This is a genomic window from Moraxella atlantae NBRC 14588 (assembly GCF_001591265.1).
GTDB classification, from domain to species: domain Bacteria; phylum Pseudomonadota; class Gammaproteobacteria; order Pseudomonadales; family Moraxellaceae; genus Faucicola; species Faucicola atlantae.
On sequence record NZ_BCUL01000007.1, the window covers coordinates 111255 to 117691 of the forward strand.

General features: G+C 48.2%; 5 protein-coding genes. 2 read left to right on the top strand and 3 right to left on the bottom strand.

Annotated elements, in window-relative coordinates; all coding sequences use genetic code 11:
• Positions 1-107: 107 nt before the first annotated feature.
• Complete coding sequence (gene lpxB, locus MA2_RS06055) at positions 108-1445, top strand: lipid-A-disaccharide synthase (protein ID WP_245945305.1); 1338 nt, start codon at positions 108-110, stop codon at positions 1443-1445.
• 59 nt (positions 1446-1504) lie between these two features.
• On the opposite strand, the gene purD is transcribed toward lpxB, so the two are convergent.
• Positions 1505-2836: a phosphoribosylamine--glycine ligase gene (gene purD / locus MA2_RS06060; protein WP_067057940.1), complete on the bottom strand. Its 1332-nt coding sequence runs from the start codon at positions 2834-2836 to the stop codon at positions 1505-1507.
• 210 nt (positions 2837-3046) lie between these two features.
• Between purD and rnhB the strand changes: the two genes are divergently transcribed.
• Positions 3047-3763 carry a ribonuclease HII gene (rnhB, locus tag MA2_RS06065; protein ID WP_067057942.1) on the top strand — a complete coding sequence of 239 codons (717 nt, stop codon included), beginning with the start codon at positions 3047-3049 and terminating at the stop codon, positions 3761-3763.
• A 77-nt stretch (positions 3764-3840) separates the two neighbouring features.
• Here the strand turns inward: rnhB and MA2_RS06070 are convergent, their stop codons facing one another.
• Both MA2_RS06070 and ccoG read right to left on the bottom strand, forming a co-directional pair.
• Positions 3841-4440, bottom strand: coding sequence for a FixH family protein (locus MA2_RS06070; RefSeq protein WP_079352087.1), 600 nt, complete (start codon positions 4438-4440; stop codon positions 3841-3843).
• A gap of 29 nt (positions 4441-4469) precedes the next feature.
• Positions 4470-5873, bottom strand: a complete 1404-nt coding sequence (ccoG, locus tag MA2_RS06075; RefSeq protein ID WP_067057944.1) for a cytochrome c oxidase accessory protein CcoG — start codon at positions 5871-5873, stop codon at positions 4470-4472.
• Positions 5874-6437: the final 564 nt, after the last annotated feature.

Below are 6437 nucleotides of genomic sequence, written 5' to 3' on the forward strand. Positions count from 1 at the left end.
CCGTATTTGGCGCAAATTTAGCCAACAGGCAACAAATTGCCGACAAACCGCGCTTGTCAAAATGGGCAAAATTCGTTACCGTGAGGTTTTGTGTCATCGCAAATGTTATGACAACTTCAACCCCTTCAACCCCTTCAACCGCCAGTATTGTCTTTAATCCAAGCACCATGACTGACCAAATCACCGCCGAATTTGCTACTCCGCACACGATCACCGCCCAATATCGCCCGTTGGTGATTGGTATTGTGGCAGGCGAGGTGTCGGGCGATGCGCTGGGGGCGGATTTTATGCGCCAGATGAATAACTTACGTGATGATATTGTGTGGGTCGGTGTGGGCGGCAGCCAAATGCAGGCGGCAGGTTTGCAGTCGATCCTTGATATGTCGCGGCTGGCGGTGATGGGCTTGAGTGAAATTGTCAAGCATCTGCCCGATTTGCTCAACGCCAAAGCGCAGATTTTACGCGCGTTTGCTGATGCCAAACTGGATATATTCATCGGTATTGACGCGCCCGATTTTAATTTGCGCTTGGCAAAATCACTCAAGCCCAAAGGCGTGTATTGTGTGCAGTACGTTAGTCCATCGATTTGGGCATGGCGCGAAGGACGCATTGAGTCCATTGAACAAGCCACGCATTTGGTATTGTGCCTGTTTCCGTTTGAATTGCCCGTGTATGCCAAACATGGGCACCCTGCGGTGTGTGTCGGGCATCCGCTGCTCAAAACGCTTGACCCTGCGCTGACCACCACGCCGCTACTGGATCAACGCTTGACACTGATTTGGGCGCATGACGACTTGCGCGAATTTTTTGCCCAAACGGGCAATATCAGTTCGCTGATTGCGCTGCTACCAGGTTCACGGAATAGCGAAATCCGCGCCTTATTGCCAACGTTATTCGCCAGTGTGCGCCGTTTGCTGATCCTTGATCAAAACTTGTGCTTTGTCATTCCTGTGGCACGCGCCGAACACCAAAGTTTAATACAAACACAATTGGCACAACAGCCTGATGACGTGCGCGCACGTGTGGTGGTGGCGCATGATGCAGCGCAGGCAGATTTTAGCCAACGCGTGATGGCAATGGCAGATTTGGTGCTGCTGGCATCGGGTACAGCAACGTTTGAGGCGATGCTGCTTATGCGCCCGATGGTGGTGGTATATCGGCTCAAGGCATTGAGTTTTTGGCTGGCAAAAAAACTGGTAAAAATTCCGTATGTTGCCTTGCCTAATATTTTGGCAGGTAAGCAAATCGTGCCTGAATTGCTACAAAACGATGCCACTGCTGATAGCATCAGTCGCACGGTGTACAAAAATCTGTCCGCCCCTGCTTATCAAGACCAACAACGTGCCCTTGCCAAAACTTGTGCCAAGCTGCGCGAACAAAGCAACACCAACCCTGCCAACGCGGTTGTGACAGGGTGGTTAGCATGGTTAAATGACCACCAATAAAAATCGCATAAATCGATTACTTATGCGATAAAGCTTTTTAAAATCAACATGTTAAGCGATTAGCCGTTACGTGCCAATGCGCGCCAGCCGATATCACGGCGGTATTGCATACCATCAAAACTAATCGCTGCGCAGGTTGCCAGTGCTTTAGTTTGCGCGTCTGCCAAATCATCGCCCAATGCTGTTACGCACAGCACGCGCCCGCCGTTGGTGACGATGGTCTGTGCTGCCAGTTCGGTTTTATCCATGCTTGCAGTGTCAAGGTCACGGTTTTCAAAGCGTGTCCCTGCATGAAATACTTTAACCCCGTTGTGATCTGCGCTTAGATCAGGCAAACCTGTGATGGCATCGCCTGTTTTTGCCGACTCTGGATAGCCTTGCGCCGCCAGCACAATGCCAAGGGCAGGGCGGCTATCCCATTTGGTTTGGCTGGGCAAATTACCTGCCACGCCTGCTTGCATTAGCTCAACCAATGACGCTTGCAAACGCAGCATAATAGGCTGGGTTTCAGGGTCACCAAAACGGCAGTTAAACTCAATCACAAATGGGTCGCCGTTGTCATCAATCATCAGCCCTGCATACAAAAAGCCTGTATAGGGCGTGCCGTTGTCCTGCATTGCCTTGACCACAGGCTCAATGATCCGTGTTATGACTTTGTCATGCACCGCAGGCGTGACGACAGGGGCAGGCGAATACGCACCCATACCACCCGTGTTCGCACCCGTATCGCCCTCACCAATGCGCTTGTGGTCTTGGCTGGTCGCCATTGGTAGGATATGTTGCCCATCGATCATACAAATAAAGCTGGCCTCTTCACCTGCCAAAAATTGCTCAATCACCACACGGCTGCCTGCGTCGCCAAATTTATTGCCTGCAAGCATGTCCTCAACCGCGGCGACGGCTTCGGCTTCGGTTTGTGCCACAATCACACCTTTGCCTGCCGCCAAACCATCAGCCTTGATGACAATCGGTGCGCCCTCGGCTTTGATGTATGCCACCGCTGCATCCACCTCGCTAAACGCCTGATAGCGCGCGGTTGGGATATTGTGCTGCTGCATAAACTGCTTGGCAAATGCTTTTGAGCCCTCAAGCTGAGCACAGTGTGCCGTTGGTCCCCACACCGCGATATCCGCCGCGCGTAGGTCATCAACGATCCCTGCGACCAACGGTGCTTCAGGCCCCACCACCACCAACGCGATGTTATGGCTACGGCAAAATTCAATCACCGCGGCATGATCTTTGATATTCACCGCAACGTTTTGTAACTTGGGCTCAAGAGCCGTGCCTGCGTTACCGTTTGCTACAAACACCGTCACCACACGTGCATCCTTGGCGCATTGCCACGCCAACGCATGCTCACGTCCGCCATTACCGATAACCAAAATATTCATATTATTGTCCTTAGATCAAGTGAAAAACGGGGAAAAATCAATACAATGCCGGCAAAACGCCCCAAACCATCAAACAAAACGCAACAGCACAAAGTATAAATAAAACCTACCCAAAAATCCACCAACCGCCATTTACTTGCTACAACTAAGCCCTTAAATAGCCGTATAAGCTAAAATGCGCTAAAATAAGGGCAGACAGGGGGTGAGATTTTGACAGCACATTACATCATTGGTGTGGATGAAGTAGGGCGCGGACCATTGCTCGGCGACGTCGTTGCGGCGGCGGTGATTTTGCCAAATAATATATTAAACTTAGCCACGCCAAGCGCATCATCTGATGGCACCACCTTACCACTTTGGCAAGCCGATGACGTTGCCATCATACTCAATCATCCGCTTAGCCGCTTGACCGATTCCAAAAAATTAAGCGAAAAAACTCGCGAAACGCTTGTGCCTGTCATTCGCCAAACTGCCCACCAATTTGCCATTGCCAAAATACCACCCCAAGTGATTGATGATATCAATATCTTGCAGGCTACCATGCTTGCCATGCAACAAACGATTGGTGAGGTGGTCAAAAACGTTATCGCCAAACAGCCCGACGCGCATTTCACGGTGGTCATTGATGGCAACCGTATACCCGATTTAGCGTTTTTAGGTTTAGATAATGACCAGTTAAAAACTCGTGCGGTGGTCAAAGGCGATAGCCGTCACGCTGCCATCAGTGCAGCAAGCGTCTTGGCAAAGGTTAGCCGCGATTATGATATGCTAGCATTGGCGGCGCGTTATCCTGCTTATCACATCGACAAGCACAAAGGCTATCCAACCGCAGCGCATTTGGCTGCCTTAGCCGAATATGGCATTTTGCCCGAACATCGACGATCGTTTGCTCCCGTCAAACGTTTATTAACCGATTTGAGGCAGTAAATTTTGCATAAAAAAACCGCCCAGTATCGAAGGCTTGGCGGCTTTTTAATTCAACAACAAGTTTAAGCGCGATAAGGCTAGCTGGGTTTGGTTTGCCCATCAAACGCTTTTAGCGGTTTAAACTCCACTATTTTTTGACTCGGCAACTCTGCCCGCGCTTGCAAACGCCACGTATCTTTTGGTTCACGCACGATGATATAGTATTTGCCTTGCGTGTCGTCCAATGTCACCTTGCCATGGTACGCGCCATCAGCTGCTTTGGTTACCACAAAATCGCGGTCTTTTTGGATTTGGGTGGCGTGTGAGATTTGCACCGTCAGCGTTTGTGGTTGCACAAATGTGCTACCAGCAGGTACGTTTAGCACAAACGTGGCATCAGGCGTGTGCAAATTTAGCTGCCCCGTTAATCCCAAATCATGTGCCAGTTTGTCCTTGGACACGTCGGCATACAGCGTTTTGCCATCCATATACCAATCATCACGCACCACCGAATCCTGCTCACGCACCGAATACACCACCAATATCACGCACAGCGTCACCATCAACAGCGGTAAGGCAATGATAAACACCCACACCATGTAGTTTTTGTACCACAGCTTTGAGATGGGTTTGCCACGCGTGCTAGACGTTGGCGTTTGACGTGTTTTTGACAGAGGCGCTGGAGCAGGTTTTGGCATGACACTCACTTTTTTAACCTAAAAAATAATTACTTATCTGTAGTGAATACGTTTTGGTGCGTCGCTTTATACTTGCCGCCGTCATCGACGCTGACTGCTTCAAGTACAATCGGCGTGTTGGCTTGTTTGATGACATTTGGATCACCCAAAACACTGATCGGAAAGTCATAGCTTTCGCTTGGGTCAAGCGGAATGGTCTTAAAGCGGCTATCTAACTGCAAGCCATCTTGCGGCACCAACCGAATTGCATACTCATGCGGACTTTGTGTTTTATTGGTAATTTTAATGATATACGTATTTTCCACCAATCCTTGCGCATTCACCGATGACAACTGATTACGGTCACGGCGAATATCAAGCTGCAACGGCACACGGCTGCTCAAGCCATATAAAGCCCCACCAACCAACAACGTCAGCAGCGCCAAATACGCAAACAAACGTGGGCGCAGCATATGGCTTTTTTCTTCCTCAACCAGCTGGCGCTCAGTACTATAACGAATCAGCCCACGCGGCTTGCCGACCTTATCCATAATCTCATTACACGCATCTACACACGCCGCACATTGGATACACTCTACCTGCAAACCATCACGAATATCAATCCCCGTCGGACACACCTGCACGCACATCGTACAATTCACACAATCGCCAAGGTTCGGATTTTCCTTACCTTTTTTCTGTGCACCGCGTGGCTCACCGCGTTTATAATCATAAGACACAATCAACGTATCTTTATCAAACATCACACTTTGAAAACGACCATACGGGCAAATATGCGTACACATATGCTCACGCATATAACCTGCATTGGCAAACGTCGCAAACGTAAAAATCCCCACCGACACCCACGTCAAAGCCGTCCACGCAGGCAAGGGAATACCGCCCACCGACTGCCAACTGTGATACAAATAATCTGTACCCACCGCATAACTGGTAAATGTCAACGCCGTCACCAACGCCATCAACGCCCAAATCACATACACAATCCCGCGTTTAATGACCTTTTGCGCCGTCCACGGCTCTTTATCGAGCTTAAACTGCTTATTGCGCTCACCGATCACCAACTTCTCAGTAAACTGGTACATATGCGTCCAGATCGTCTGTGGGCACGCATAACCGCACCACACACGCCCTGCATACACCGTCACAAAAAACAGCAAAAACGCCGCGATAATAAAGAAAAAAGCAAAAAAGAACATATCTTGCGGCAAAAACGTCAGCCCAAAAATCATAATACGCTGACCGGTAAAATCAAACCAAATCGCCTGATGACCATCATAGCGCAACCATGGCAACACCAAAAACAGTGCCAACAACGCATACATACTCACCAAACGGATTTTTTGATAAAACCCATACACAAACCGCGGATGCACCCGTTTTTTCGTTGCATCAATCTCATGCACAGGAATATAATTGACCGGCTCTGACATAGCTCGCCTCACAAAATGCGCGCTAAACTTTCAATAAGTCAAAATCTTGGCTAGAAAAAAGTCTGGCTTTCACGCTTGAAAAAATATAAAAAATTAAAAGATAAAAAAATAAAAACCTACCCCTACATTATAGCACCCACTCAACAAATCAACCCTCATAAACTGTAACCCACCAAAAAACCCAACTTTTTGCAAATTTTTTGAAAAACCCCCTTGACCGCACCAAAAAAGCGCGTATAATACGCACTCACTGAACGGCGGCTAACCAATAAAGCTAATAGAAACAAGCAGTTATTGAAAGCAAAGCCGAACGGTAAAAAAAACTGAAAAAAAGCTATTGACAACACAGCAAAGCATGTTAAAATAGCGCCTCTTTCGACAGATGATGTCAAAGAATAACTCAATAACAACGAAACACAAGAACAACTTGTGTGGATTTTCACCCAGGCACAAAAAGAAATGAAGTAAAGAAGCATTTCTACTGTTATAAATCGAAGAGTACAATAGGACTTAACGATGAACTGAGTGAAAAAAACTTAAAGTTGATTCATTTAAGCGAACAGT